34 protein-coding genes and 1 tRNA gene are annotated in these 25989 nt (G+C 65.7%); 9 read left to right on the top strand and 26 right to left on the bottom strand.

The window, feature by feature from the left end; genetic code table 11:
- Window positions 1-59: 59 nt before the first annotated feature.
- The 8 genes from IPG63_11370 to IPG63_11335 form a co-directional block, all read right to left on the bottom strand.
- Complete coding sequence (locus tag IPG63_11370) at window positions 60-1064, bottom strand: isocitrate dehydrogenase (protein ID MBK6727846.1); 1005 nt, start codon at window positions 1062-1064, stop codon at window positions 60-62.
- A gap of 137 nt (window positions 1065-1201) precedes the next feature.
- A complete protein-coding gene (locus IPG63_11365) occupies window positions 1202-2227 on the bottom strand; it encodes a hypothetical protein (protein ID MBK6727845.1) in 1026 nt (341 codons plus the stop codon).
- Between the two features lie 16 nt (window positions 2228-2243).
- Window positions 2244-2636 carry a carboxymuconolactone decarboxylase family protein gene (locus tag IPG63_11360; protein ID MBK6727844.1) on the bottom strand — a complete coding sequence of 131 codons (393 nt, stop codon included), beginning with the start codon at window positions 2634-2636 and terminating at the stop codon, window positions 2244-2246.
- Window positions 2615-2878: a glutaredoxin 3 gene (grxC, locus tag IPG63_11355; protein ID MBK6727843.1), complete on the bottom strand. Its 264-nt coding sequence runs from the start codon at window positions 2876-2878 to the stop codon at window positions 2615-2617. Before grxC ends, IPG63_11360 begins: the two co-directional genes overlap by 22 nt.
- Complete coding sequence (locus IPG63_11350; protein ID MBK6727842.1) at window positions 2875-3210, bottom strand: TusE/DsrC/DsvC family sulfur relay protein; 336 nt, start codon at window positions 3208-3210, stop codon at window positions 2875-2877. Before IPG63_11350 ends, grxC begins: the two co-directional genes overlap by 4 nt.
- Entirely contained in the window at window positions 3207-3506 is a 300-nt protein-coding gene (locus IPG63_11345; GenBank protein ID MBK6727841.1) for a sulfurtransferase TusB, read from the bottom strand. The genes IPG63_11350 and IPG63_11345 overlap by 4 nt, the downstream gene beginning before the upstream one ends.
- On the bottom strand, window positions 3490-3834 hold the full coding sequence (locus IPG63_11340) for a DsrE family protein (protein MBK6727840.1): 345 nt from the start codon (window positions 3832-3834) through the stop codon (window positions 3490-3492). The genes IPG63_11345 and IPG63_11340 overlap by 17 nt, the downstream gene beginning before the upstream one ends.
- Window positions 3831-4169, bottom strand: a complete 339-nt coding sequence (locus IPG63_11335; GenBank protein MBK6727839.1) for a DsrE family protein — start codon at window positions 4167-4169, stop codon at window positions 3831-3833. The genes IPG63_11340 and IPG63_11335 overlap by 4 nt, the downstream gene beginning before the upstream one ends.
- A 62-nt stretch (window positions 4170-4231) precedes the next feature.
- Here IPG63_11335 and IPG63_11330 point away from each other — a divergent pair, with 62 nt between their 5' ends.
- The gene (locus IPG63_11330) at window positions 4232-5731 is read left to right on the top strand and encodes a M48 family metallopeptidase (protein ID MBK6727838.1); all 1500 of its coding nucleotides are present in this window, start codon (window positions 4232-4234) and stop codon (window positions 5729-5731) included.
- Between the two features lie 3 nt (window positions 5732-5734).
- Here IPG63_11330 and IPG63_11325 read toward each other — a convergent pair whose 3' ends face one another.
- The 7 genes from IPG63_11325 to IPG63_11295 form a co-directional block, all read right to left on the bottom strand.
- Entirely contained in the window at window positions 5735-6961 is a 1227-nt protein-coding gene (locus IPG63_11325; protein MBK6727837.1) for an iron-containing alcohol dehydrogenase, read from the bottom strand.
- A gap of 71 nt (window positions 6962-7032) precedes the next feature.
- Complete coding sequence (locus tag IPG63_11320) at window positions 7033-7305, bottom strand: oxidative damage protection protein (GenBank protein MBK6727836.1); 273 nt, start codon at window positions 7303-7305, stop codon at window positions 7033-7035.
- A gap of 2 nt (window positions 7306-7307) precedes the next feature.
- Window positions 7308-7535 carry a hypothetical protein gene (locus IPG63_11315; protein MBK6727835.1) on the bottom strand — a complete coding sequence of 76 codons (228 nt, stop codon included), beginning with the start codon at window positions 7533-7535 and terminating at the stop codon, window positions 7308-7310.
- Window positions 7520-7753 carry a hypothetical protein gene (locus tag IPG63_11310; protein ID MBK6727834.1) on the bottom strand — a complete coding sequence of 78 codons (234 nt, stop codon included), beginning with the start codon at window positions 7751-7753 and terminating at the stop codon, window positions 7520-7522. The genes IPG63_11315 and IPG63_11310 overlap by 16 nt, the downstream gene beginning before the upstream one ends.
- Window positions 7754-7777: 24 nt before the next feature.
- A complete protein-coding gene (locus tag IPG63_11305) occupies window positions 7778-9205 on the bottom strand; it encodes an NAD(P)(+) transhydrogenase (Re/Si-specific) subunit beta (GenBank protein MBK6727833.1) in 1428 nt (475 codons plus the stop codon).
- A gap of 3 nt (window positions 9206-9208) precedes the next feature.
- Entirely contained in the window at window positions 9209-9496 is a 288-nt protein-coding gene (locus tag IPG63_11300; GenBank protein MBK6727832.1) for an NAD(P) transhydrogenase subunit alpha, read from the bottom strand.
- Window positions 9493-10638, bottom strand: coding sequence for a Re/Si-specific NAD(P)(+) transhydrogenase subunit alpha (locus IPG63_11295; protein MBK6727831.1), 1146 nt, complete (start codon window positions 10636-10638; stop codon window positions 9493-9495). The genes IPG63_11300 and IPG63_11295 overlap by 4 nt, the downstream gene beginning before the upstream one ends.
- Window positions 10639-10741: 103 nt before the next feature.
- Here IPG63_11295 and IPG63_11290 point away from each other — a divergent pair, with 103 nt between their 5' ends.
- Window positions 10742-11308, top strand: coding sequence for a nitroreductase (locus IPG63_11290; GenBank protein ID MBK6727830.1), 567 nt, complete (start codon window positions 10742-10744; stop codon window positions 11306-11308).
- On the top strand, window positions 11305-12207 hold the full coding sequence (locus IPG63_11285; protein ID MBK6727829.1) for an exodeoxyribonuclease IX: 903 nt from the start codon (window positions 11305-11307) through the stop codon (window positions 12205-12207). The genes IPG63_11290 and IPG63_11285 overlap by 4 nt, the downstream gene beginning before the upstream one ends.
- Window positions 12208-12216: 9 nt before the next feature.
- Here the strand turns inward: IPG63_11285 and IPG63_11280 are convergent, their stop codons facing one another.
- The gene (locus IPG63_11280) at window positions 12217-13659 is read right to left on the bottom strand and encodes a hypothetical protein (GenBank protein ID MBK6727828.1); all 1443 of its coding nucleotides are present in this window, start codon (window positions 13657-13659) and stop codon (window positions 12217-12219) included.
- 126 nt (window positions 13660-13785) lie between these two features.
- Here IPG63_11280 and IPG63_11275 point away from each other — a divergent pair, with 126 nt between their 5' ends.
- The gene (locus IPG63_11275) at window positions 13786-14328 is read left to right on the top strand and encodes an NUDIX hydrolase (protein MBK6727827.1); all 543 of its coding nucleotides are present in this window, start codon (window positions 13786-13788) and stop codon (window positions 14326-14328) included.
- Between the two features lie 33 nt (window positions 14329-14361).
- On the opposite strand, the gene IPG63_11270 is transcribed toward IPG63_11275, so the two are convergent.
- From IPG63_11270 to IPG63_11230, 9 genes are all read right to left on the bottom strand, one after another.
- Window positions 14362-15777 (bottom strand): DUF839 domain-containing protein, encoded by a 1416-nt coding sequence (locus IPG63_11270; protein ID MBK6727826.1) that lies wholly within the window; start codon window positions 15775-15777, stop codon window positions 14362-14364.
- A gap of 1 nt (window position 15778) precedes the next feature.
- Window positions 15779-16276, bottom strand: coding sequence for a DUF4920 domain-containing protein (locus IPG63_11265; protein ID MBK6727825.1), 498 nt, complete (start codon window positions 16274-16276; stop codon window positions 15779-15781).
- Window positions 16277-16314: 38 nt separating this feature from the next.
- Window positions 16315-17178 carry an MBL fold metallo-hydrolase gene (locus IPG63_11260; GenBank protein ID MBK6727824.1) on the bottom strand — a complete coding sequence of 288 codons (864 nt, stop codon included), beginning with the start codon at window positions 17176-17178 and terminating at the stop codon, window positions 16315-16317.
- Between the two features lie 16 nt (window positions 17179-17194).
- The gene (ggt, locus tag IPG63_11255) at window positions 17195-18871 is read right to left on the bottom strand and encodes a gamma-glutamyltransferase (protein MBK6727823.1); all 1677 of its coding nucleotides are present in this window, start codon (window positions 18869-18871) and stop codon (window positions 17195-17197) included.
- Complete coding sequence (locus tag IPG63_11250; protein ID MBK6727822.1) at window positions 18868-19128, bottom strand: YfhL family 4Fe-4S dicluster ferredoxin; 261 nt, start codon at window positions 19126-19128, stop codon at window positions 18868-18870. Before IPG63_11250 ends, ggt begins: the two co-directional genes overlap by 4 nt.
- A gap of 162 nt (window positions 19129-19290) precedes the next feature.
- Window positions 19291-19788, bottom strand: coding sequence for a hypothetical protein (locus IPG63_11245; GenBank protein ID MBK6727821.1), 498 nt, complete (start codon window positions 19786-19788; stop codon window positions 19291-19293).
- A 24-nt stretch (window positions 19789-19812) separates the two neighbouring features.
- Window positions 19813-20313 carry a pantetheine-phosphate adenylyltransferase gene (gene coaD, locus IPG63_11240; protein ID MBK6727820.1) on the bottom strand — a complete coding sequence of 167 codons (501 nt, stop codon included), beginning with the start codon at window positions 20311-20313 and terminating at the stop codon, window positions 19813-19815.
- A 33-nt stretch (window positions 20314-20346) separates the two neighbouring features.
- Entirely contained in the window at window positions 20347-20913 is a 567-nt protein-coding gene (gene rsmD / locus IPG63_11235) for a 16S rRNA (guanine(966)-N(2))-methyltransferase RsmD (protein ID MBK6727819.1), read from the bottom strand.
- A complete protein-coding gene (locus IPG63_11230) occupies window positions 20910-21272 on the bottom strand; it encodes a hypothetical protein (GenBank protein ID MBK6727818.1) in 363 nt (120 codons plus the stop codon). The genes rsmD and IPG63_11230 overlap by 4 nt, the downstream gene beginning before the upstream one ends.
- A gap of 100 nt (window positions 21273-21372) precedes the next feature.
- Between IPG63_11230 and ftsY the strand changes: the two genes are divergently transcribed.
- The 5 genes from ftsY (at window position 21373) to IPG63_11205 (ending at window position 25239) form a co-directional block, all read left to right on the top strand.
- A complete protein-coding gene (ftsY, locus tag IPG63_11225) occupies window positions 21373-22389 on the top strand; it encodes a signal recognition particle-docking protein FtsY (protein ID MBK6727817.1) in 1017 nt (338 codons plus the stop codon).
- Entirely contained in the window at window positions 22386-23459 is a 1074-nt protein-coding gene (mutY, locus tag IPG63_11220) for an A/G-specific adenine glycosylase (protein ID MBK6727816.1), read from the top strand. Before ftsY ends, mutY begins: the two co-directional genes overlap by 4 nt.
- Before the next feature lie 18 nt (window positions 23460-23477).
- Window positions 23478-23963, top strand: coding sequence for a dihydrofolate reductase (locus IPG63_11215; GenBank protein ID MBK6727815.1), 486 nt, complete (start codon window positions 23478-23480; stop codon window positions 23961-23963).
- Window positions 23960-25123 (top strand): hypothetical protein, encoded by a 1164-nt coding sequence (locus IPG63_11210; GenBank protein ID MBK6727814.1) that lies wholly within the window; start codon window positions 23960-23962, stop codon window positions 25121-25123. Before IPG63_11215 ends, IPG63_11210 begins: the two co-directional genes overlap by 4 nt.
- A 40-nt stretch (window positions 25124-25163) precedes the next feature.
- Window positions 25164-25239: transfer RNA gene (locus tag IPG63_11205), tRNA-Asn, on the top strand.
- A gap of 293 nt (window positions 25240-25532) precedes the next feature.
- Here IPG63_11205 and IPG63_11200 read toward each other — a convergent pair.
- The gene (locus IPG63_11200) at window positions 25533-25988 is read right to left on the bottom strand and encodes a prepilin-type N-terminal cleavage/methylation domain-containing protein (protein ID MBK6727813.1); all 456 of its coding nucleotides are present in this window, start codon (window positions 25986-25988) and stop codon (window positions 25533-25535) included.
- Window position 25989: the final 1 nt, after the last annotated feature.

Below are 25989 nucleotides of genomic sequence, written 5' to 3'. Positions count from 1 at the left end.
TCCGATGACTCGTCCGGCGGAAACCGACTGCCCTCCCGCAACAGGCGATGGACCGCCGCTCAGATGCGCGAAATGATCGCGTCGGCAAAGCTCGACGTGCTGCCACTTCCGCCGAGATCCGGGGTCACGCCCTCGCGTGCAGCCATGGCCTGGCGAATCGCGGCGCGCAACCGGGTCGCCTTCTCGATCATGCCGAAATGATCGAGCATCTGCGCTGCTCCAAGCAGCAGCGCCACCGGGTTGGCGACGCCCTTGCCGGCGATGTCCGGCGCCGAGCCGTGCACCGCTTCGAAGATCGCCGCGTCGGTACCGATGTTCGCACCCGGTGCGAGCCCGAGACCGCCAACCAAGCCGGCACACAGGTCGGAGATGATGTCGCCAAACAGGTTGGTGGTGACGATCACGTCGAACTGGTGCGGGTTCATCACCAGTTGCATGCAGCAATTGTCGACGATCATCTCGTTCATCTGGAGATCGGTGTACTCGGCCGCGACCTCGCGCGCGACGCGCAGGAACAGCCCAGAGGTGGACTTCAGGATGTTGGCCTTGTGCACCACCGTGACCTTTTTGCGTCCGACCGTGCGCGCCAGATCGAAGGCGTAGCGCACGATCCGCTCGGAGCCACGGCGCGTGACCTTTTGCGTCAGCGTCGCCACCTGGCCGTCAGCCGACAACGCCTGGCCCTCGCCGATGTAGGCGCCTTCGGTGTTCTCGCGCACGGTGATCAGATCGATATTCTCGTAGCGCGACTTGGTGCCCGGAAAACTGATCGCAGGGCGCACGTTGGCGTACAGGTCGAAGCGCTTGCGCAATTCGACGTTGATCGAACTGAAGCCCTCGCCGACCGGCGTGGTCAGCGGACTCTTCAGCGCGACGCGGTGGTGGGCGATTGCTTCCAGCGTCGGCGCCGGCAGCAGTTCGCCGTGCTTCTCCAGCGCGACCATGCCGGCATCGACGAAGTCGTACTGGAAACCGCACTGCAGTGCATCGAGGACACGCAAGGTCGCGTCCATGATTTCGGGGCCGATGCCGTCGCCGCGGATCACCGCAATGGTGTGGGTCATGGGGAGCGTCCTGAAAAGGCGGCATGCGGCCGCAAAGGGGGCGCGATTATCCCGACGCCACCGCGCAATTGCCAGATTCGAAGGCGGCGCCGATGCAGCCAGGGTTCAGTGGCAGTGCCGCGGCGACCAGCCCCGCTTCAGGCCAACGCAAACTCCGGACGCTCGTGCAAGCGCCCGACCTCGGCCAGCCATGGCGCCAGGTGCCGGTCAGCCCAGCGCAGTGCACGCGCGATGTCGGCGCCATAGTGCTGGCGCAGGATGGACGCTTCATGCTCGCGTTGTGCGAGTCCGTAGGGCCGCGTCTCCGCTTTCGCATGCAGCGCGCCGGCACGCAGCGCCTGCTCGGACAAAATCGCAGCAGGTATGCCCAGTTGCAGCCAGGCATTGGCCGCAGCGGAAACGGCCACCGGATCGGCGAGCAGCACCCGCTCCTGCAGCACACGCACGCGTGCCGCACCAAATCGGTCCAGCAGGCGATCCACCAGCAGCATCTGTGCCGCCCACTGCAAGGCCACCTGACACAGCAAGTCCGGCGGCGGGTGCGGCGGCCGCGACATGCCAAGCGCTTTCAGTGCCCGCGCAACCAGTTCGCCTATGCGGGCATGGGTCTCCGGTGTCTTCTTGATGTTGCTGACGATGAAGTCGTCGAGTCTGGAAGTCAGCACCAACGCTCGTTCGCCGGGGCGCAGATCAAGCAGGTCGGCGGCGATGTTCAGCGCCGCATGGGTGGGCTTGATCAGTACCGTCGCATCGTCGTGCCAGGGTCGCGCCAGCAGGCGCAGGGGCAGATCCATGGCCCCTGCGAGCGGCCAGTCCGCAAATCGGGCATCGGCCAACCGACGCAGCAACATCGGCTCGCGCAATGCCGTGCAGTAGGGCGCGCAAAACAGCATGCGTGCGAGCAGGGTCGAGCAGCAGAACGAGGTGTGGAACAGCCAGCCCACCCGCGTCTGCGGCCACGACTGCTGCGCCAGCGCGTCGAAAGGCACCTGCACGCAGCGCTGCCAGGGTGCATCGATGCGACTGTCGAGAAACACGTTGCGCTGGAGTGCCGCATCGTCAAGTTGCAGGAAACCGACCCAGCGCCCGGGCAGGTGCAGGTCGGTCGCGAACCAGCGCGCATTCGCAAACCCGTCTGCCGGTGGATCGAACCAGGAGTGCATGCCGGGTCGCGTCCGCTCAGGCGTCAGCGTCGGGAGCAGCGGATTCGAGCTGGTCGAGGAAATCCACGGCGCGGCGCAGGTGCGGGATGACGATCGATCCGCCGACAACCAGCCCGACGCTGAATGCCTCGAAGAACTCGTCGCGACTCACCCCGGCCTCGCGGCATTGAGCAACGTGATAGCTGATGCAGTCGTCGCAACGCAGCACCATCGACGCGACCAGTCCCATCAACTCCTTGGTCTTCAGGTCGAGCGCGCCGGGCTTGTAGGTCTGCGTGTCGAGCGCGAAGAAGCGTCGCACGACCTGGTTGTCCTCGACCAGGATGCGTTCGTTCATGCGTTTGCGGAAATCGGTGAAAGCGGCGACGCGATCACCAGCGGCGTCGGTTACGGTGTGTTCGTGAGCCATGAATCCAGTTCTCCGTTGCGATGCAATTTCATCAGGTCGTCATAGCCGCCGACGTGTCGATCATGGATGAAGATCTGCGGCACGGTGCGGCGTCCGCTGCTGCGCCGAAGCATGGTCTCGAACTCGGCACGATCGCGGTCGACACGCACCTCGTCGTAGGCCAGACCCCGGCTGGCCAGGAAGTTCTTCGCCGCCACGCAATACGGGCAGGCGGCAGTCGAATAGATCAGGACTCCCCTCATATGCAGCTCACTGGCTTGGGCAGTCCGGCATAGCGACAGGCTTGGCGCGCCGGCCCATCAGGGAACAACCGGTACAGGTAACGACTGCTGGCCTTGTCCGCACCCAACTGGCGACCGACTTCCTTGACCAGCAGCCGCATCGGCGGGGCGATTCGGAATTCTTCGTGGTGGCGGCGCAGCAAATGCAGAATTTCCCAACGCTCGGCATCAAGGTTGATGCCGTCTGCGGCTGCGAGGTGAGTCGCCAGCGCTTCGCTCCAATCAGCGAAGTGGCGGAGATAGCCGCGTTCATCGAGTTCGATGCTGTGCCCCGCGAATTCGATGCGGTTCATGCCCAGCACACCTGGCGCGACTTCGCCGCAGCCAACGCGACGAAACCGGCTTCGTCGATGGCACTGAAGCCAAGGATGGCCTGCGGGTCCAGCCCGCGCGTGAGCACGTCGCCCATCAGCACATGCCCGCTGACCCCGGCCGGCAAGGTGATTCCAGGCTGGAACGCGGCACGCACGCCGTCTTGCAGCAGCAGCAGTGCGTCGCCCGGCGCGAGCAGGGCCAGCATCACCGCCCAGGTTTCGCCTTCGGCAGGAGCGCGCACGATGCAATGCAGAGTGTCAGAAGCAGAGGACATGATCGTTTCCTGCGAGCCACGCCGCGAAGCGGGCGCGCGGCAGAATGTCGAGGCCATCCAGATGCGGCTGCAGTGACCGCGATTCAAGGCACTCGCGGCTGGCGACCATGATGCTGGCGCCATGGTGGCGCAGCCCGGCGATCATGCGGTGGCGCTGGCTGCGTTCGTCGCCGTCGGCACTGCCACACAGCATCTCGACTCCGGCACCGATGAAGCCCACTTGCAGCTCATGCTCGAATGCCAGCAGCGACAGCGCGGCATCGATGCCGGCGGCGGCGTCGACGCCACGCCAGGGGCCATGGGTAAACAGGATCGCCACCCGCTTCATGCGCGGAAGCTCACGACCCGATCAACCTCGTCGAGCGCATCGCACCACTGCCCGAGGCTGCCGCGCTGGACCGACGCGATTGGCTCGACTCCGAGTTTCTCCAGCCAGGTCGAACACGCCAGCAGCGGAATCCGGTGCTGCCGCGCCAGCGCCAGCAACGCCCACAGGTCGGCATCGAGATCGGCACCGGCCTGCGCCGCGCGCACGCCGTCGCCGTGCAGGAAAACCTGGCGAATGGCATGCCCGCCAGCGAGCGCCGCAATCGCGAAACCAAGAGCGCTTGCGACGGCGGTACCGGCGTCCGGGGAATCCTGGATGAACAGCGAAAAGCGCATGTGCACGGCCTTAACGGATCTCGGGTTAGGCTAGCGCGGTCTGCCGGACAATGAGAGACCCCGTGCCCGCCCGTACCCTTTCCGCGATTGTAGCCTTCGCACTGTGCACACCGTTCGCGTTTGCGCAGAACGTGCCCTTGCCCGACATCGGCTCCTCGGCTGGCGAGATCCTCAGCCCCGAACAGGAATACCAGTACGGTGCCCGCATGCTCTACGAGATGCGCCGCGTCGATCTGGTGCTGGAAGACGCGCTGATCGCCGACTACGTGCACGCGCTCGGCTATCGCCTGGTTGCTCTGAGCGAACGCCCCGAGCAGGAGTTCACCTTCTTCGTGGTGCGCTCCAACGACATCAATGCATTCGCCGCCCCGGGTGGTTTCGTCGGCCTCAACGTCGGCCTGATGCACACGGCCGAGAGCGAGAGCGAAGTCGCGGCGGTATTGGCGCACGAAGTCGCGCACGTCACCCAGCGCCACCTGGTGCGCGCCTACGAGTCGATGCAGAAGGCGACGCTGCCGATCGCGCTGGCCATGCTCGGTGCGGTACTGGCCTCGCGCAACAGCTCCGGCGACGGCACCGAAGCGGCTCTGATCGGCGGCATGGGCCTGTTGCAGCAACAAGCGATCAACTTCACCCGTCACAACGAATACGAAGCCGACCGCATCGGCATATTCACCCTGGCCAAGGCCGGTTTCGACCCCGAGGCGATGGCCGGATTTTTCGGCCGCATGGGGCGTGCAACACGCTCGAACAACACCGGCGAGGTGCCCGAGTTCCTGCGCACGCACCCGGTCACCACAGCGCGCATCACCGAGGCGAAAAACCGCGTCGAGACCATCCGCCGCGACCCGCCCACGGTCACCGAATCAGCGGCGAATGAAGCACGCTTCCGGCTGATGCGCGAACGCGCCCACGTGCTCACCGCGAGCGAACCGGCGAAACTGGTCGGCATCTATCGCGACCAGCTGCGGCACGCCGATGCCAGCCAGGCCACGGCTCTGCGCTATGGACTGGCGATCGCGTTGCTGCGCTCGGGCCAGGCCAAGGCCGCTGGCGAGGAATTGGACACATTGCTCGCGGCGGCACCGACCGAAATCGCCTTCCTGCTGCCGCGCGCCGAAGCGCGCCGCATTGCCGGCGATACCGAGGGCGCATTGAAGACCTTGCAGGCGTTGGCGGAACTTGCGCCCGACCATCGCGCAGTGCAGTTGGCGCATGCCGAGACGCTGAACGCCGTCGGCGGGAAGTCTGGCGGTGAGCGCGCAATGGCAGTACTGCGGCCGCTGCTCGCACGCAACGGAGCCGACCCATCGACGCAAGCGGTGTTCGCCCGCGCTTGCGAGCTGGCCGGCGAAGAAACCCGCGCGCTGGAAGCACACGCCGAGGTGGCGCTCTACACTGGCCGACCCTATGACGCCATGGAGCAGCTCAAGCGCCTGCTCGAGCGCCCCGGCATCGACTACTACCAGCGCGCCCGCGTCGAAGCACGCATCGAAGAACTGAAACCCTACATGGCCGAGATCGAGCGCCAGCGCATCCGCAAGGAAGACCAGGATCGCTGAGCTTCAGGCCGCCGCCTGCGGCGTCGGCAGCATCCTGGAAACCAGTTCCCGCGCCGCGCTGCGCCGCAGGTAGCGCGGCACGGCGTAGGTGAAGCGGGCTTCGGCGATCGCCGCGTCGGCGATCGCATCGACATCCTCGGCACGCAGGCTGGCCAGCGTCGTGGGGATGCCGAAGCGTGCATTCATGGCGCGGATGCGCGCGATGAATGCCAGGGCCACCTCGTGGTCGCTCGCACCTTCGGCCCCGATGCCGCAGTGGCGCGCCATGCGCGCCAACCGATGCGAGCAGTGCGACAGGGAAACGTCGAGCACATGCGGCATCGCAATCGCGTTCGCCAGTCCATGCGGCGTGTGGTACATGGCGCCGAACTGGTGCGCGATGGCGTGCACGTAGCCGACCCCCGCCTGGGTAAACGCGATCCCGGCCAAGTGTGAGGCGCGCGCCATTTGCTGGCGCGCCTCGAGATCGCAGCCGTCGGCCACTGCGCGCTCCAGGTAGCGCAGGATCAGGCTGGCCGCCTCCAGTGCCTTGACGTCGGTCTTGTGTCGAGCAATGCGCGAGACGAAGGCTTCGACCGCGTGCGTCAACGCATCCATGCCGGTGGCCGCAGTGATGTGTGCCGGCAACCCGGTCATCAGCGACGCGTCGAGCGCGGCGGCCGTTGGCATCAGCGCCAGATCCACCGCCGGCAACTTGCGCCGCTGCACGGGGTCGGTGACCACCGCCACGATCGTGCACTCGGACCCGGTCCCTGCCGTAGTCGGCACCGCGTACAGCGGCAGCATCCCGCGCCAGGCACGGAACAGCCCGGCAAACTTCACCACCGGCTTGCGGTTGCGCGCCAGCGCACCGATCAGCTTTGCGGCATCGATCGGCGATCCGCCGCCGACCGCGAGGATCGCTTCGCAACCATGGGCCTGCAGCACCGCATAGCCGGCCTCGATCTGGGCCACGGTCGGATTCGGCTCGACGCCATCAAACACGACATGCGCGACGCCGAGCGTATCGAGTTCGGCGAGGATGCGATCGAGCACACCAAGCTTGAGCAACACCGCGTCGGTCACCACCAGCACGCGCCGATGCCGGCTCGCGGCCATGAAGCGGACCAGTTCAAGCGACGAATCGCTGCCCTCGAATGCCCGCGGCCAACGAAACGGCAGCATCGCCGTCGTCATCCCGAACAGGCGCATCCAGACGCGCAGCGCAGCCACTTCCAGCGTATGCAACATGAGCTTCGAACCCCGAGCCAGCGAGCACTGGCACCACGACCGGGCATGCTAGCCGCAATCACTCGTGTGCATCACCCAGGCGGCGGCACGTAGCCCGCGACCGCGTCACCGCCGCCGCCAAACAGGAAGGCTTCCATCTGTTCGCGCAGGTACTTGCGGGCTTTCGGGTCCATCGGCGAGAGGCGGTTCTCGTTGATCAGCATGGTCTGGTGCGCCAACCACTGCGCCCAGGCTTCCTTCGAGATGCCGTTGTAGATGCGCGCGCCGATCTCGCCCGGATAGGGCGCGAAATCGAGGCCTTCGGCGTCACGGCCCAGTCTTGCGCAGCGAACCGTCCGCGCCATCGTCAGGCTGCCAGCCTGTGCAGCGCATCGTGAAGCCGCTTGGCCGCTTCATCCGACAGAGAGACGTCCTCGAAACACACTGCAGGGTAGAGAAAATCTTCGCCGGAATCATCAACAATCCGGAGCCAGTCGCGCTCCGTCGCCAGCACTTCATAGATGCGGCCTACGGTGAGGTCGTCGCCCGACACGTCACCGAACTCTCTGCTGGCACAGACTACGAATCGAGCCATCGCTTCACCTTCAGCTTGACCTTGCCGATCCCGTGGGCTTCGTACCAGTGTACTTCCGCGACCCCGAAGCGGCCATCGGTCGCTTCGATTCGTGCAATTCCCTTCTTCTTGCGCCACAACCCTTGCCCGTAACGATCACGCAGTGCGGCCAGCTCGCGAATGCCGGAGCCCTGAGCGATGATCTCGATGTCACGGATCTCGCCAAGGATGCGAATCACGTGCGATGACTCCGGTGCAGCGAATCAATGCCCACCGCCCCCATCAATCTGCTTCAGCTCGGTCGACAGCGATGCCGCCGCGGCCTGGCCGTCGGCGTAGAGCATCTTGCAGTTGTCCTGGTAGAACAGCGCATTCTCGATGCCGGCGAAACCGGCGCCCTTGCCGCGCTTGATCACGATCACCTGGCGCGCGTTGGCGACGTCGAGGATCGGCATGCCGTAGATCGGCGAACTCTTGTCGGTCTTCGCGACCGGGTTCACGACGTCGTTGGCGCCGATCACGATCGCCACATCGGTGGTCGAGAATTCCGGATTGATCTCGTCCATGTCGACGATCAGGTCGTAGGGCACGCCGGCTTCGGCGAGCAACACGTTCATGTGCCCGGGCATGCGGCCAGCGACCGGATGGATGGCAAACTTGATTTCCTTGCCGCGCTCGCGCAACTGCTTGCACAGCTCCCAGATCTTGTGCTGCGCCTGCGCCACCGCCATACCGTAGCCAGGCACGATCACGACCTTGTCGGCCATGTACAGCAATGATGCGGCGTCGCTCGCTTCGATCGGCTTCATCGAACCCTTGATGTCGGTGGCGGACTGTCCGCCACCGCCGAAGTTCTTGAACAGCACGCCGCTGATCGGGCGGTTCATCGCCTTGGCCATCAGCTGCGTCAGCAACATGCCAGCGGCGCCGACGACCATGCCGGCGATGATCAGCGCTTCGTTCTGCATCACATAGCCTTCGAAGGCGACGGCCAGACCGGTGAATGCGTTGTACAGCGAGATCACCACCGGCATGTCGGCGCCGCCGATCGGCAGTGTCATCAAGATACCGACCAGCAGCGCCATCACGAAGAACGCGACGATGATCGTCGTGTCGAGCTGCATTACCAGCATGCCGCCGAGCGCGAGCGTCGCGATGAAGAACAGCAGGTTGAAGTACTGCTGCCCGGGGAAGGTGAAGCGCCGGTCCATGCGTCCGTCGAGCTTGGCCCAGGCGATCACCGAACCCGACATCGAGATCGCGCCGATCAGCGCACCGACGATGGCGAGCACCAGCGTGGTCTTGCTCGGCACCGAACCTTCATGCACGTGCTTGATCATTTCGCCGGCACCGATCGCCGCCGCCGAACCACCGCCCATGCCGTTGAACAGGGCGACCATCTGCGGCATGTCGGTCATCGCGACTTTCTTGCCCCACAGCCAGGTCGGAATCACGCCGACCGCGATCGCGCCGAGGATCAGGCCGATGTTGTGGCCGCCGGTCACCGCAAACGTCGCGACGGTGGCCAGCACCATGCCGATACCGGCCTGGACGATGCCCTTGCGTGCCGTCACCGGACTGGCCATGCGCTTGATGCCGAGGATAAACAGCACCGCGGCGATGAAGTAGCTCGCCTTGGCGATGTTCGTGAGCACCGCCGGCGAAAACAGTGTTGCCATGTCGAGGTTCATCGCTTACTTCCCCTTCGACGACTTGAACATTTCGAGCATGCGCTCGGTGACGACGTAGCCGCCGGCGGCATTGCCCGCGCCAAGCGCAACCCCGATGAAGCCGATGACCTTGCCGATCGGCGTATCGGCATGCGCCAGCGCCACCATCGCACCGACCAGCACGATGCCGTGAACGAAGTTCGACCCGGACATCAGCGGCGTGTGCAGGATCACCGGCACGCGCGAAATGATTTCGTGACCGGTAAAGGCGGCCAGCAGGAAGATGTACAGCGCAAGGAATCCGTCGATCATGATTGCTTCTCCGGGGCAGCGCCTTCGACTGCGACGCGACTGGGTTCGTGCTTGATGACGCCGGCATGCGTCAGGCAGGTCTTTTCGATCAGCTCGTCCGACCAGTCCAGGCTCAGCGCGCCGTCCTTCAGCATCAGGCTCAGGAAATTGAACAGGTTGCGCGCGTACATTTCGCTGGAGTGGATCGCGCCCATGCTCGCCAGATTCAGCGGCCCGATCACCGAAACCCCGCCGACGACCACGGTCTCGCCCGGCTGGGTGAGCTCGCAATTGCCGCCGGTCTCGGCCGCCAGATCGACGATCACGGCGCCGGGCTTCATGCCCTTGACCATTTCGGCAGTGATGATGCGCGGTGCCTTGCGCCCAGGGATCGCGGCGGTGGTCACGATCACATCGATGCCGCGCACGTGCTCACCGAGTCGCTTCTGTTGCTCGGCCTGTTCTTCCGGCGTCAGTGCGCGGGCGTAACCGCCGGTGCCGGCCGCGGAAACGCCGAGGTCGAGGAACTTGGCGCCGAGCGATTCGATCTGTTCGCGCACTTCCGGGCGCACGTCGAAACCTTCGACCTGGGCACCGAGACGGCGCGCGGTCGCGATCGCCTGCAGGCCGGCGACACCGGCACCGATGATCAGCACCTTGCTCGGTCGGATGGTGCCGGCGGCGGTGGTCAGCATCGGAAAGAACTTCGGGGCAGCCTGGGCCGCGATCAGCACTGCCTTGTAACCGGCCATGCCGGCCTGCGAGGACAGCACGTCCATCGCCTGGGCACGCGTCGTGCGCGGCAGCAACTCCATCGAGAAGCTGGTGATCTTGCGGTCGCGCAACAGCTTCACGCGCTCGGGCGAGGCATGCGGCTGCAGCATCGAGATCAGCACCGTGCCCTCGCGCATCTTCGCGATGCGATCGTTCTCCGGCGGCTGCACCGCAAGCACGACATCGGCCTTGGTCAACAGGTCGTTGGCGGAAGCCACGGCGGATGCGTCCTTGTAGAGATCGTCGGGCATCGCGGCATCGACGCCGGTGCCGGTTTCAATGCGCACCTCGGCCCCAAGGGCTTTGAGCTTCTTCGCGATTTCTGGCGTCAATGCGACGCGTCGTTCATTCGCTGCGGTTTCGCGCAGCGTGGCAACCATGACGGGCATGCTCGTCCCCATTCCTTCCGCCGGTGAAGCGCCGATGCTAGCCGATGCAGCGACGCTGCGGGAACCGGCATCGCTACACTGCGCACCCGCACCGGAGGTCCAGATGAGCTTGATCGAGTTGCTCAGGCAGCGCCGCTCCCACCCATCGCGGCAGCTGGTCGATCCCGGACCGAACCCGGCGCAGCTGCGCGAACTGGTTGAAATCGCGATGCGCGTGCCCGACCACGGCAAGCTTGAGCCGTTCCGAATCATCGGCGTGCCACGCGCAGCGGGCAGCGTGCTGGGCGCACGTCTGGCCGCGATCACGCTGGCGCGCCAGCCCGATGCCGATGCCGCGGTGCTGGACAAGGACCGCGCGCGCTTCGATCGTGCGCCGCTCTGCCTGGTCGTGGTTGCACGCCAGCAGGTGGGCCACCAAATCCCGACCCTGGAACAACTGCTGTCGGCCGGCTGCGTCGCCTACAACCTGCTGCTTGGCGCGCAGGCGCTCGGCTTCGGCGCGCAATGGATCACCGGCTGGCCGGCCTATGACCCCGAGGCCGCAGCGCTGTTCGGACTCGCTGCCGACGAGCAGGTAATCGCCTTCGTGCATGTCGGCACGCCGCAAGGCGATGGGCCGAATCGGGCGCGACCTGACTTCACCGCGAAGTACCGCGAGTGGCAGCCATGAGCGCACAAACGCCGGTCTACCTGATCGACGCCAGCATCTACGTCTTCCGCGCCTACTTCTCGGTATCGCCGGAGTTCTTCGATGTCGAGGAACGCCCGGTGCATGCGGTGTTCGGTTTCCTGAACACCCTGCTGACCCTGCTGCATGACGAAAAGCCCGGGCATGCCGCGGTCTGCTTCGACGAATCGCTGACGACCTCGTTCCGCAATCGACTGTATCCCGCCTACAAGGCCAATCGCGAGCTGCCGCCCGCGGACCTGGCCACGCAATTCGAGTACTGCAAGCAGTTGTGCCATGCGCTCGGATTGCGCGTACTGGTCGATGGTGAATACGAGGCCGACGACCTTGCCGGCAGCGCCCTGCATGTGTTGCGCGCCCAGGGCTTCCGAGGCGTGCTGATCACCGGTGACAAGGACTTCTCGCAACTGGTCGGCGAGCATGATCTGATCTTCGACGTCAGCCGCAAGGAAAAAACCGATGCGGCCGCCGTGAAGCGCAAGTACGGCATCCGCCCCGAGCAGTTCGCCGACTACCTGGCCTTGATGGGCGATGCAGTCGACAACATCCCCGGCATCCATGGCATCGGGCCGAAAACCGCTGCGACCTTGATCGGCCATTTCGGTTCGCTCGATGCCTTGCTCGAGCGCGTCGAGGAAGTGCCGTTCCTGCGCCTGCGCGGGGCCACCCAGATCGCCGAGAAGCTGCGCAAGGGTCGCGACGATGCGTTGCTGTTCCGCCTGCTCAGCCGCATCGCCCTGGATGCACCGGTACCGATGGCTGCGGTGGACTACGCCTGCGCGGCGCCGGACATGAAGGCGCTGGAAGCGACGCTCGACCAGCTCAAGTTCGGTCCCCTGACGCGAAGGCGCTGCCGCGAGTGGCGGCAACGCTTCGACTGATCGAGCGGCTTACTGCTTTGGCGCCATCGGCTGGGCGGCGGGGGTCACCACTGCCTTGCCGCTGTCGATGGCGAAGTTGATATCGCTGCGGTACACGTGCACGGGTTTCAGCGCAGCAACATCTTTGGGCACGCCGTAACGGTCGTACTGTCCGCGCTGGGTGTTGGCGATGAACCAGAATTCGTCGCCGACCACAACGCCCTGTGTCGGCGTACCGAATTCCGGTTTGGCGGCATCCAGCGCCTGGGCGTGCGTCACCCGGGTCTGGGTTTCATCCAGCGCCAGACGCATCACCCGGTTCGGCGGAAAGCCGTTTTGCACCGCCAGCAATTGGCCCTTCCAGAAGGCCAGCCCCTCGATGCCGTACAGACTGAGGTTGGCATGCGGCGCCACAGCGAATGCCTTGCCAGTGTTCATCTCGATGCCGAACAACCCGAGGTCGTAGTCGGCGAAAAAGAGCTTGCTGCCATCGTCATTGAAGGCCAAGCCGCGAATGCTGGTCAGCTTCGGATTCTCGACCACCTGCTCCAGCTGATCGCCAGCGAGTCGGTAAATGCGGCGGGCAGGACCATCGGCGACGTAGACCCCGCCGGACGGTGACAGAGCAATCGACGACAGGATCGACGGCCGGTGGTTGGCCGGAGTCTCGACCTTCCCCACAAAAGCGCCGCTCGACAGCATGAACTGGTACAGCACGGCCTTGCCGAAATCTGCGGCCTGGATACCCAGACGATGCGGCACGCCATTGCCGATCACCCACAGCAGATCGCGCTTGGCATCCACCGCGAGGCCGTACACGGCGAGCAGTCCATTCGCGGCATCGGCCTGGATGAAGGGCGTCACCTTGCCGGACTCATCAACCAGATTGATCGAGCCGTCGCGTACCGATGCCGCGAGGAAACGCTTGCGCACCGGGTCGTAACCGACCGACTCGATCAGGGTGTCGCCGCCGGGAAGATCGAACCCCGGGGACCCGCCGCCGAACGCCTTCTGGTTGGCCTGCAGATTGAGCACGATGTAGTCCCACACGCGCGTGCCCTTGATCTTGTCGAAGCGCGCATCCAGCTCGGGCGCGTAGGCGTAGCCCTGCGCTTGCAGACGCACCAGAAGATCGTAGGCATTGCGCTTGTTGTCCTGCCGCGCGTAGGCCGCCGCGAGTTCGTAGCCGATCGGTCCCTGCATCGGGCGCAGCGCAAACAGCTTCTGCAAGGCATAGGCCTGGTGACGCCAGTCCTTCTCCAGCTCGAACTGCTTGGCCAAGCGCGTCAGGGTCAGGGCATCGCTGACCAGATCGATCTTGTTCTCGATCTCGGTGGGAACCCTTGCCGCGGCCACCGGGCCGGCCTTGGGACGGGCCAGCAGCGGCGGCACAGCCGCGTCCTCGGCGAGTGCCGGCGGTGCCGCGATGAGCCAGGCCAGAATCAGGAGCAGCAGGCGATGTTCGAAATACATGAGGATTCCTCGAAACAGGATGGCGATCAGACCTGCGAGCAACGCGGAAGTTTCACGCGCCGCAACCCATTGCCGCTGCAGAAACCGGGCCGCTAGCATGACCGCAGAACCCAAGGGGCGCGCACCATGACGGAAACCGAACTGCTTTTCAACGGACGCTGGCTGAATGTGCGCAGGCGCGGCAGCTGGGAATTCGTCGAGCGCGCCAACCCGCATGGCGCAGTCATCATCGTCGCGTTGACTGCTGGCGACGAGTTGTTGTTCGTCGAGCAGCACCGGCCGCCGCTGGATGCGAGAACCATCGAGATGCCGGCCGGATTGATCGGCGATCTCGCCGGCAGCGAGCACGAAGATGCACTCGCCAGCGCTGCGCGCGAACTGGTCGAGGAGACCGGCTACGCCGCCGCGCGTCTCGACTACATCACCGGAGGACCGGTGTCGTCGGGGCTGAGTACCGAGATCGCACATTTCGTGCGCGCCACCGGACTGACGCGGGTCGGCTGCGGCGGCGGCGACGAGAGCGAGAACATCATCGTGCACCAGGTTCCGCTGTGCGATGCCGCCGCGTGGCTGGTCTCGAAGGGAACGGCCGGCTACCCGCTCGATCCGAAACTCTGGGCCGGGCTGTATTTCGCGGAACGCAATGCGGATGGATCGGCCTGGCGGTGATGGGATCACGGCGGCAGGCAAGCCGCTCCCACGCTACAGCGGTCCGCGCTCCCAAGGGCCGGTAATCGCTACCGTGAATCCCGGCGTGTAGCAGTTGGCGAACAGCCAGCGACCGTCCGGCGAGAAACAGACGCCGCACCACTCCTCGAAGCGGAAATCACCGCGGAAGCCGAACTCGCCGGCGAGCACGACATTGCTTTCGGCGAAGTCGAATGCGCGCCCTTCGCCATCCATGCCGATCATGCGCTGCGGTTTGCCGCTGTCGTTGTCCTCGTTGATCAACAGACCAGCACGCGGCGTCACGCAGAGGTTGTCCGGGTAATCCATGGTCTTCGCCGACTTCGACTCGAACAGCAGGCTCAGCGTTTCCTGGCGTGGCCGATAGATCCATATCTGGCCGATGCCGAGGTCGCCGCCCGAGGTCGAGGTGAAGAAGATGGCATCGCCGTGGATGTAGCAGCCTTCGAGCCGCGCGAAGGCAGTCGCGCCTTGGCGCAGCCCCTGCTCGGCCACTGCCGCACTCTGCACCGCAGTCGGAGAACTCAGCCGACGCGGGTCTTCGATCGGCAGCCAGCGCACGTCGAACGTTGCGCCGACAGTCACGCCGCGGCGCAGGTCACTGCGGCCCGCAGCGGCCAGCATGGACAACTGCCCGCCGCGCGCCAGTTGTTCCGGGTCCTCCGGAATGTAGCGATAGAAGCCCGAAACTCCGCGTCCGTCCTCGGTCAGGTAGACATGGCCAGTGTGCGGATCGGTCGCCGCCGCTTCGTGCTTGAAGGCACCCATGGCTTCGATGATCTGCGGCGGGCGCAGTCCGTCGGCAAACACCTCGAACACGAAACCGTGCGGCTTGCTCAACTCCGGACGATGCTGGCCGCGATCATCGATGCCGGCGTGCGGATCGAAGGTCATTTCCTCGCAACTCAGCCAACTGCCGCGCCGACTCACGCCGCCAGCGCAGTTCTGCAAGGTGCCGGAAAGCACCGCGCGGAAACCGCTGGCTTCGCCGCGGTCACCATCGAAATCGAATGCGACGCAGCCGCCGCTGGCGGGCGCGTCGTACTGCAGCGACGAATCGCCGAAACTGCCTTCCGAGGTAATGACTTCATGGTTGCGGATCAGCGTGCAGCGGGCACCGACAGCGGAGACCACGCCCATGCCGTCATGCGCGGTCGGGATCATGCCACCCTGCATCGCCTCGCCGGCCCAGCCGAAGCTGCGATAGCGAAAGCCCTCGGGCAGACGCAGCAAGTGCGCACCGGTGGTTTCGTCTGCGATCGGACGCAAGGGCCCATAGCCGATGCGCGACGAGGCTGCGGCCGGGGCCTCGCCACGCGCACGGCATCCAGCCAGACCGAACATGCCGGCCAGCGGCAGCGAGGCACCCAGCCCCAAACCTGCGCTGCGCCTGAGAAATGCGCGGCGCTCCGCCAGATGGTCCGAACTCACCTCAGTTCAGGCCGGCAACGCCCAGTGCCTGGATGCGGTATTCGACCCGCGATGCCGCCGGATCGAAGGCCTGGCCCTGGTCTTCGGCCATGTGCTTGGCTTCCTTCTCGCTCAACTCGATGCGCTCGAGTTTGCCGCTGACCACGGCATTGCCGGAAAAGTCCTTGGGCAGGGTGAACTTGTGCTGGGTCATCACCCGCGCGCTCTGTTCGCCGTCGAGCAACTGCATCCAGCAACCCTGCTTCTGGCAGACCTTGCCAACGCGACCGCTGAAGACGCCGTCGATGCTGCTGTGTTCGGCATCAAGCCGACCCAGCACCGCGCCCAGGGCGTCGGACTTGGCTTCAGCCGGGATCACCTCGCCGTAGCCGCCGGCAGCGTTCACACTGGGCGCGGGCGCGGCATGGGCGGCTTCGGCGTGTGCGTCCTCGGCGAACGCGGGCTGCAGGCTGGTCAGCGCGATCAGGGCGAGGGCGAGCGGGGCGAGCTTGAACATCATCGGTGCGATCTCCAGTGGTCGGGTTCGAGGGCGTGGGTTCAGTGCAGTTGCAGGGAAAAAAGTTCCGCGACCGGCGCGCTGCTGCCGTAGCGGCCGCTGGCGTCGCGGCTCGGCTCGGCCAGGGCGAAGTCCGGGTCGTGGGTGAAGAACAAGCGTACGCCACGGGCCAGCTTGTCGTCGAGGAAGGCGCGCTTCTCGTCGATCAGCAACTCCGGATTGCGGTCGTAGCCCATGGTAATCGGCAGATGCACCCAGGCGCGGCCCGGGATCAGGTCGGCACAGGACACCACACCGCCATCACCGCCGATCTCGGCCAGCATCAGCCCCGGCGTGTGGCCATTCGAATAGCTGAAACGCACGTCGCTACCGAGCGTGTCGCAGCGCTCGCCGGTCACGATTTCAAGGCGTCCCGAGGCTTCGAGCAAGGCGCAGAGCTCGGGGATGAACGATGCGCGGTCGCGCGGGTGCGGCGCCTGCGCGCGCGCCCAAGCCTCGGCGCCGACGATGAAGCGCGCCTGCGGAAACAGCAGCTGCGGCGCCTGCCCTTCCTGCCATGGCGCGAGCAGCCCACCGGCATGGTCGAAATGCAGGTGCGAGATCACGACCGCGTCGATGGTTGAGTCGCTCGCTCCGATCGCCGCCAATGAATCGAGCAGCACGTGGCGGTCCTCGACCACGCCGTAGCGCTCGCGCAGTTTCGGATCGAAAAACGCGCCGATGCCGGTCTCGAACAGCACGCGCTTGCCGTTCACGCCCTCGGCATACAGCGCGCGACACGCGAGCGGGATGCGATTCTGCGCGTCCGGCGCAATCCACTTCGCCCACACCGCCTTGGGCGCATTGCCGAACATCGCTCCGCCATCCAGCTTCTGGCTGTTGCCGAGGATCGACCAGAGTTTGATCGTCATCGCGGCCGCCTCAATGCACGCCCGTGGAGCCGACGCCGCCACGCGGATCGGCGCCACCCGAGAGCGTGTTCGCCTTGCGGTCCCACACCACCAGGTGCATGTTGCCCCAGGGACGCTCGCCATCGCTGAGCACATGGCCGCGCGCGCGCAGGCTGGCAGCTTCGTCCTGGCTCAGTGCACCCGCCTCGGCGGAGATCGCATCGGGCAGGTACTGGTGATGGAAGCGCGGCGCGGCCACGACCTCGGTCGCAGTCTTGCCTTCGAACACTTCGAGCAGACCGATCAGGACCATGGTCGCGATGCGCGAACCACCGGGCGTGCCGATCACCGCCGTCGTCTGCGGCCCGAACGCGATCGTCGGCGACATCGTCGAGAGCATGCGCTTGCCGGGCCGGGGCGCGTTCGCGTCGGTACCGACCAGGCCATAGGCATTGGCCTGGCTGGCGGCGAGCGCGAAGTCGTCCATCTCGTTGTTCAACAGCACGCCGGTGCCGGGGATGATGAAGCCTGAGCCCATCGGCAGGTTGACGCTGGCGGTGACCGCGGCCAGATTGCCCTCGGCATCGATGATCGAGAAATGCGTGGTGTCGGTGCCGCCATCGACCACGCGCCCCTCCGGCAACGAGCTTGATGGCGTGGCGCGGTCCAGGCGAATCGAGCTGCGCAGCCCGGCCGCGTAGTCCTTGCTGGTCAGCAGGCGGATCGGCATCGGCACGAAGTCGGGATCGCCGAGGATGTAGCTGCGGTCGCGATAGGCGCGCCGCATCGCCTCGACCGTGAGGTGGATGCGATCGACCCGTGGCATCGAGCCAAGATCGTAGCCTTCGAGGATGTTCAGGATCGTCGCCAACAACACGCCACCCGAAGACGGCGGCGACGCGCTGATGATGTTCCAGTCGCGATAACGGAAGCGCAGCGGCTCGCGCTCTACCACCTTGTAGCTGGCAAGATCGGCGAGCGTCCAGTTGCCGCCCTGGGCACGTACGCCGTCGACCAGACGTCGCGCCAGTCGGCCCTGGTAGAAGCCAGCGAAACCGCGATCGGCGATGCGTTCCAGTGTCTGCGCCAGATCCGGCTGACGAATGATCGTGCCGAGCGCTGGCAATTCTCCGTTCGGGAAAAACACCGCGCGCGATGTCGGGTAACGCAGCATCACCTCCTTGCGCATCGCCAGCATGCCGCGCAGCCGCTCCTCAAGCGGGAAGCCCTGGCGCGCGATGCGGATTGCCGGCGCCAGCGACCGCTTCAGTGGCAGGCGTCCGTAGTGCTCGGCCAGGTGCACCATCGCTGCAGGCTCCCCGGGAATGCCGCCGGCAAGTGCGCCATTCACGCTCTTGTCGCGATCGAGCAAGCCGTTACCGTCGAGATAAGCCTTGGCATCGACCGCAAGCGGCGCCGTCTCACGGCCATCGATCATCACCTGCTTGCCGTCGCTGGCTCGGTGCAGCAACCAGAAGCCGCCGCCGCCGATGCCGCTCGACGAAGACTCGACCACGGCCAGCGCGGCGGTCACCGCGACTGCGGCATCGAAAGCATTGCCGCCTGCGGCCAGCACCTCGAAACCGGCATCCGTCGCCAGGTGATGGGCACTGGCGATGGCCGCCTTGCCGGGCGCTGCAGGGGTCTCCGCGCCGACGCTCGCGCCCACGCACAGGGCCGCCAGCCACGCCCATCGAAGAATCCTCATGCCTTGATCTCCTGCCGCATCAGCAATGCATACTTGGCCAGCAGTTGATCGCGCGTCTCCGGCACCATCGCATCCGGCTCGATGCACTCGACCGGACACACCGCAACGCACTGCGGTTCGTCGAAATGGCCAACGCACTCGGTGCACAGCGTCGGGTCGATCTCGTAGATGAACTTCCCGGCCGTGATCGCCCGGTTCGGGCAAACCGGTTCGCAGACGTCGCAGTTGACGCAGAGTTCGTTGATCAGCAGGGCCATCGGGGCATTATCGCGCGATCGGTGCGGCTTTTCCCTTCTCCCCTCGGGAGAAGGTGGCCCGAAGGGCCGGATGAGGGACAGCCGGGCTGCGGCGTCCGCGCTCCGTCGTCCCTCACCCCAACCCCTCTCCCTCCGGGAGAGGGGCAGGTTCGGCACTGCGACCTACTTCGCCTCGACGAACACGAACTCGGCGGCGCTCGGCGCCACCGCATCACGCACGCGCTGCTCGTCGGCCACGGCGCCGATGAACAGCACGCGCACGTCCTTGAGCGAGGCCGGGCGCGATACCTTGAACGCTTCGATGATGATGTCGGCCATGCGCGTTGAATTCGGCGAACCGAAAGCGATCATGTTGCCGGGCAGGATGCCGCGGCCGATCACATCGGTGATGTCGGACTGCTGACGGTCTGCCTGCTCGATGACCTCGGGCGTATCACCCGCCGGCACGTAGTACATGTATGGGCGCTGGCGAATGCCTTCCATGTTCTGCTTGGCGATGCCGACCAGGTAGTTCTTCCAGCCCGCGGTGTCGTTCGGGTCGGTCGGCATCGTCACCGCGACGGCGGCAGCGGCAGGCTTGGCTTGTTCTTCTTTCTTGCACGCAGTGAGAGCGAGCAGCGAAAGCAACAATGCGGCAGCGATTCGGATGTTCTTGGTCATGGAATTCCCCGGAATGGACTGGATCTACTGTGCGGCGCACCAGCGGGTCTTCAAGGCCTGCTGGACCGCGGGATGGACGAAACCCGAGATATCGCCGCCCAGCCGTGCGATTTCGCGCACCAGCGACGACGAAATGAAGCTGTACTGCTCGGCTGGCGTCAGGAACAGGGTTTCGACGCGCGGGATCAGATGGCGGTTCATGCTCGCCAACTGGAACTCGTACTCGAAATCCGATACCGCACGCAAACCGCGCAGGATCACTCCGGCGCCGATTACGCCCACGAACTCGGCGAGCAAAGAGTCGAATCCGACGATCTCGACATTGGCCAGCGGGCCGATCGCCTGTTGCGCCAGATCGATGCGCTCGGCCAATGGAAAGGCAGGTCCCTTGCCCGGACTCTCGGCAATGGCGACGTAGAGCTTTTCGAACAGCGGCGCGGCACGGAGCACCAGGTCGGTGTGTCCGTTGGTCATCGGGTCGAAAGTACCGGGATATACCGCGATACGAGGCGAATACGTGGGCACGGCGTGGCTCGGTCGGGTTTACCGGCCGCGAGCTTACCCGACCGGCGCGACACGCCGATAGAGCGCCGCGCGTACCTCCCCCGCCTGCATCTCACGCAACAGCTGCCAATTCGCGGGCAGCGCCGGGGTCAACTGGCGCGGCGACTCGACATAGACGCGCGCGCCATCGACCAGCAGGCCGCGCTGCTCCAGGCGCTCGGCCACGCCGACCCAAAGCTCCGCCGCGAACGGCGGATCGAGGAAAACCAGCGAATACGGCGCGTGTGGGCCGAGCAGAAAAGTCTCGGCCGGCAGTTGCTTCACTTCCGCGCTCTGCTTCAGGCGCGCCAATGTCGCGCGCAAGGTTTCCGCCAAGGCGCGATCAGACTCGACGAAATCGACTTCGGCGGCGCCGCGCGACAAGGCTTCGATGCCAAGCGCGCCGGTGCCGGCGAACAAGTCCAGTACTCGCGCGCCCTCGATCACCGGCGCCAGCCAGTTGAACAGTGTTTCGCGCACCCGATCCGGTGTTGGCCGCAGCCCGGGGCGGTCGGGCACGTCGATGCGCGAACCGCGCAGCCGCCCCGCGATGATGCGGACGCGACCCGGTGCGCGCTTCATTCGTCGGTGACGGCCTGGCAGGTCAGCAGGTCTTCGTCGGTGATGACCCACGAGTCCTTGCCGCCGCACAGGGTGACGCCACCAACGACGCAGGAATCGCCGTCCTCATCGACGATGCGGACATCGTAGTCGTCGCAGGGAATGCCGCGCAGCTGGAAGGTCTCGCCACTGCCAATGACCGCATCGCCCAGTTGGTCCGGGCCCCATTCCTCATCGTCCACCGAAGACAGGTACAGGTGATGGATGTCCCACAATGACTCGTTCACGATCTTGACCACCGAGTCGTACTTGCCCGCATGCACGATCGGGCCGACGGCCATCGCGACCAGGGCCGCGAGCAGAACAAGGACTTGACGCATGGGCGCACTCCATTGGGTGGGCGCCGATTGCACTCCCTTGCCGCGCCTGAATCAAGCCATCGCGGTCCCTGCTAGCATTTTTCGCATTCGAGGAGTTCCGATGTTCCGATTCTTCAAACGCAAGCCGGACATCACGCCGGCCGCAGAAGCCGTGCCGACTCCCGCGCCTCCTCCTCAGGAGGGTGCGGCGATTGCATCCGCGCCCACCTGGCGCGATCGCCTGCGCGGCAGCCTGCTCGGGCGCCAGGTCAGCGCTCTGTTGTCGTCGCACCCCAAGCTCGACGAGGATCTGCTGGATCAGCTCGAGACCACGCTGCTCGGCGCCGATGTCGGGGTCAAGGCGACAGCCGAGGTGCTGGATGACCTGCGCCGGCGCATGCAGGCGCGCGAATTCGCCGACGCCAACGCGCTGTTCGCGCAACTGCGCCGGCAACTGGTGGCGATGCTGCGCCCGGTCGAAAAGCCGCTGGAACTGGCGGAGGGCGTGCGCCCGTTCGTGCTGCTGGTGGTCGGCGTCAATGGTGCCGGCAAGACCACCACCATCGGCAAGCTCGCCAAGTGGATGAAGCGCGAAGGGCTGGAAGTGATGCTCGCCGCCGGCGACACCTTCCGTGCCGCCGCGGTCGAACAATTGCAGACCTGGGGCGAACGCAACCAGGTTCCGGTGATCGCCCAGGGCGGCGGCGCCGACTCCGCTTCGGTGATTTACGACGCGCTCGCTGCGGCGAAGTCGCGTCAGGTCGATGTGCTGATCGCCGATACCGCCGGTCGCCTGCACACCCAGGCCGGGCTGATGGATGAGCTGTCCAAGGTCAAGCGCGTGATCGGCAAGCTCGACGCTACCGCACCGCACGAAACCCTGCTGGTGATCGACGGCAACACGGGCCAGAACGCGCTGAATCAGGCGCGGCAGTTCCATCAGAGCGTGGGGCTGACCGGCCTCGTGGTGACCAAGCTCGACGGCACCGCCAAGGGCGGCGTGGTGTTCGCGCTGGCGCGCGAGATCGGCGTGCCGATCCGTTTCATCGGTGTCGGCGAGGGCATCCTCGACCTGCGCGTGTTCGATGCCGAGGAGTTCGTCGACGGACTGCTGCCGGAACCCGCCGGCCACGCATGAGGGGCCCCACGTTCGCGGCGCGGCTGCTGCACTGGTTCGATCGCCACGGCCGTCACGACTTGCCCTGGCAGCATCCGCGCACGCCCTACCGCGTCTGGCTCAGCGAGGTGATGCTGCAGCAAACCCGGGTCGCCACTGCAGTGCCCTACTTCGAACGTTTCGTGCAGCGCTTCCCGGATATCGCAGCGCTCGCACGTTCGGAGCAGGACGATGTGCTCGCGTGCTGGTCCGGGCTCGGCTATTACAGCCGCGCCCGCAATTTGCGGTGCGCCGCCCAGACCTGCGTCGCGGATCACGATGGCCAGCTGCCGCGCACGCTGGAGCAACTCACGGCGCTGCCCGGCATCGGCCGCAGCACTGCAGCGGCGATCCTGGCGCAGGCGCATGGTGATCGCGTCGCAATTCTCGATGGCAACGTCAAGCGTGTACTTGCGCGCCACGCTGGCATCGAGGGCTTCCCGGGCCTGCCCGCAGTCGAGCGCGCCTTGTGGTCGGAGGCCACATCGCGTCTACCGCAGCAGCGCCTGGCCGACTACACCCAGGCACTGATGGACTTCGGTGCAACCGTGTGCACGCCGCGTCGCCCCAGCTGCCCGGCTTGCCCGTTGCGTGACGATTGCCTGGCATTGGCGCGCGACCGCGTGCACGCATTGCCGACCCCGAAGCCGCGTCGGGCCATTCCCGAGCGCGAGGTGGTGATGCTGGTCCTGCTCGACCGCGCCGAGCGCGTGCTGTTCGAGCGACGCCCGCCGAACGGGATCTGGGGTGGCCTGCTCGGGCTGCCCGAGTTCGCCTCGATCGACGATGCCCTGTTCGCCGCGACGCGCCACGGAACCACGCTCGGCGAGGCGCTTTGGGTCCGGACCTATCGACACCAGTTCACGCATTTCAAGCTCGACATCCATCCGCTGCTGCTGCAGGTCGGCAACACCCCGGCAGTCGCCGAGAGCACCTACGAATGGCACGCGCGCGAGGCTTTCGCAGATCTGGCACTGCCGACCGCAGTACGCCGCGTGCTCGAGCTCGCTTTGCGGCCAGGGGCCGCTGATCGCCGCCGCCATCTCGCGTAAGCTTCGCGCGTGAACGAAATTTCGATCATTGCCGCGCTCGACCGCAACCGCGCCATCGGCTTCCAGAACCGCTTGCCGTGGTCGCTGCCGGACGACCTCAGGCGCTTCAAGGCGCTGACCATGGGCCACACCATCCTGATGGGCCGCAAGACTGCCGAGTCGATCGGCCGTGCTCTGCCCGGGCGCAAGAACCTGGTGCTCACGCGCAGCGGCAGGGTGCCGTACGCGGACATGATCGCGGTCGCGACGCTGCAAGAAGCACGGGAGCAAGCCCAGCAACGCCTTTTCGTGATCGGCGGTGGCGAGGTTTATGCCCTGGCCTTGCCGCTGGCGGCGTACATGCACCTCACCCACGTCGATGTCGCATTGACCGAAGCCGATGCCTGGTTTCCACCGATCGATGCCGATGGCTGGCTGCGGGTGGGGGCCGAAACGCACGCCGCTGATGCGCGTCACCCGTACTCGTTCGAGTTCGTCGAGTATCGGCGGAGTGATCCGCAATGAACACCGGCTTCAGCGCGCGCATCGATCGCGGACTCGGCGGCAACCAGGTCAGCTGCGAACTCGACGGCATCCCGCCGCATCTGATCGGACACGACGCCGAGCTGTCGCTGCGCATTCAGGTCGATGTCAAACGCGCCTCCGGCGTCGACAGCGGCGAGACGCTGCTGGAACAACCACTGCGCATCAGCGCCACGCGGCTGCGCGTACCGATCGCGCAGTTTCCGGAACACGCCTACGCCTTCCAAGGCCAGCACATCGACATCCGCCTGCTGGCCCGGCTGCGTGTCGACGACGGCGTGATCTTCGACACCACGCTCGAAACCGCGCTGGAACTGCCGCAACGCCGACCACTCGCAAACACCGCGCAGGCATCCGCATGGATCGAGCCGCCGGACCAGTATTCGCTCGCCGCCAACCTGCGCGCACTCTCGCCGAAGGACCGCCTGATCGCGAAACTGCTGCTCGCGATCGCCGGCGTCGTCGGCACTGGCAACGCCGCAGTCGGCATGCACGACCAGTTCGTGCCCGAGTCGCAGATCTACTGGTACGACCACAGCGGCGATGATGGCTCCGAATCGCCGATGCTGAAATCGCTGGCCGGCAGCGGGTTCCTCGGTGTCGGTCTGTGGATCGCCATCCGCGCCCGATTGCGCCGCTACATGCGCATCGGCCTCGCTTCCGGCGTGGGAACACCGCGCCGCGGCGAGCGCGTGGCGGCACGCAATCTGGTGGAAGGCGAAGCGCGCGTGCCGCTCGAACGCAGCACCCTGCGCGTGGTCGCCGCCAACCGCGAGAAAGGTCAATACCGCGAGAAGTCCGGCAAGGAAACCAAGACCAGAAGCTTTGCCCACCCGCTGCAAGCCGTGGTGCTTTTCGAGCAGTTCCTGCCCCACGTCCCGGCCGGCAGCCCGCTCCAAGACCACATCGACGGCGACGTCGACTTCGAGCCGATCTTCACCAACCTGCTGCCCCCGCTCGGCGTCGGCAGCAGCCACGGCGTCGACGTGGTCTGGGAAGTGCAGCTGCTACACCCCGACTTCGTCGACCAGGAACTCCCCGGCCCAACCCAATGGACTGCGAGCGACTGGACCACCCCCGACTCCGACGCTTCAAGCTCACCAACACATCGGCCAGCGCATCGACCGACGCATTCAGCTTGACAGCCCGGCGCGGACTGACGATCATGCGCGCCCCTCCAATTCCCCGATAGCTCAGTCGGTAGAGCAACGGACTGTTAATCCGTGTGTCGCTGGTTCGAATCCAGCTCGGGGAGCCAGACAAGTCAAAGCCCTGCGGGAGACCGCGGGGTTTTGGCTTGATGGACGCTAGGCCGCAGCCAAACCCTGACTTGTTCGAGCCCACAAGACAACGAAGCACCGCCTCGAACCGTTCGGGTACAGGCATCCATCCGGCTCGCGGCGACGATTCATTTCTGTCACGAACCAGCCGAGAACCACGATTCGCAGGCCAACCGCGTATCGTTGGTCGTTTCACTCAACAAACCAGCCTACGCACGAACGACCCAATCCCGAGGCAAGGCGCTGGGGTGAGTCAATCGCGTTTCAATGGCTACCAACATTTTCCGACCGAGGATGCGCTGCCCGTAATGGTCTTGACGCCCGCCTGATTGATGCCCAACGTCGCACAGGCGGTGTCGTGGGTCGCCTGCGCCCCTTGGGGGACTGCAGTCAACGTGTAGGCAGTAGCAGTAGCGGTGCCCGGCGCCGGAATCGAATAAGAGGCAGCGACGTCCGTCTGGCACGCCAGCACTGGATTAGCACCGGCGTAGGTCAGCCTGACGGTGTAGTAGCGCTCCATGAACTGCGCCGCCTCCATCAGGCAACCGGCAGCGGCTTTTCTGCGCGTCTTTACCATCTGATCGAGGTAACTGGGATAGGCGATCGCTGCAAGAATCGCAACGATCGCAACGACGATCATCAACTCGATCAGCGTAAAGCCGCGACGATCAAGCCAACCTGGCTGCGCGCGACGGCGCAGCGTCCATCCATAATCCGAGGCGTTCATC

The organism is Lysobacterales bacterium, assembly GCA_016703225.1.
Taxonomy (GTDB): Bacteria; Pseudomonadota; Gammaproteobacteria; order Xanthomonadales; family Ahniellaceae; genus JADKHK01.
The sequence above is the reverse complement of the archived record's forward strand: the minus strand, read 5'-3'. Positions and strand labels throughout refer to the sequence as shown.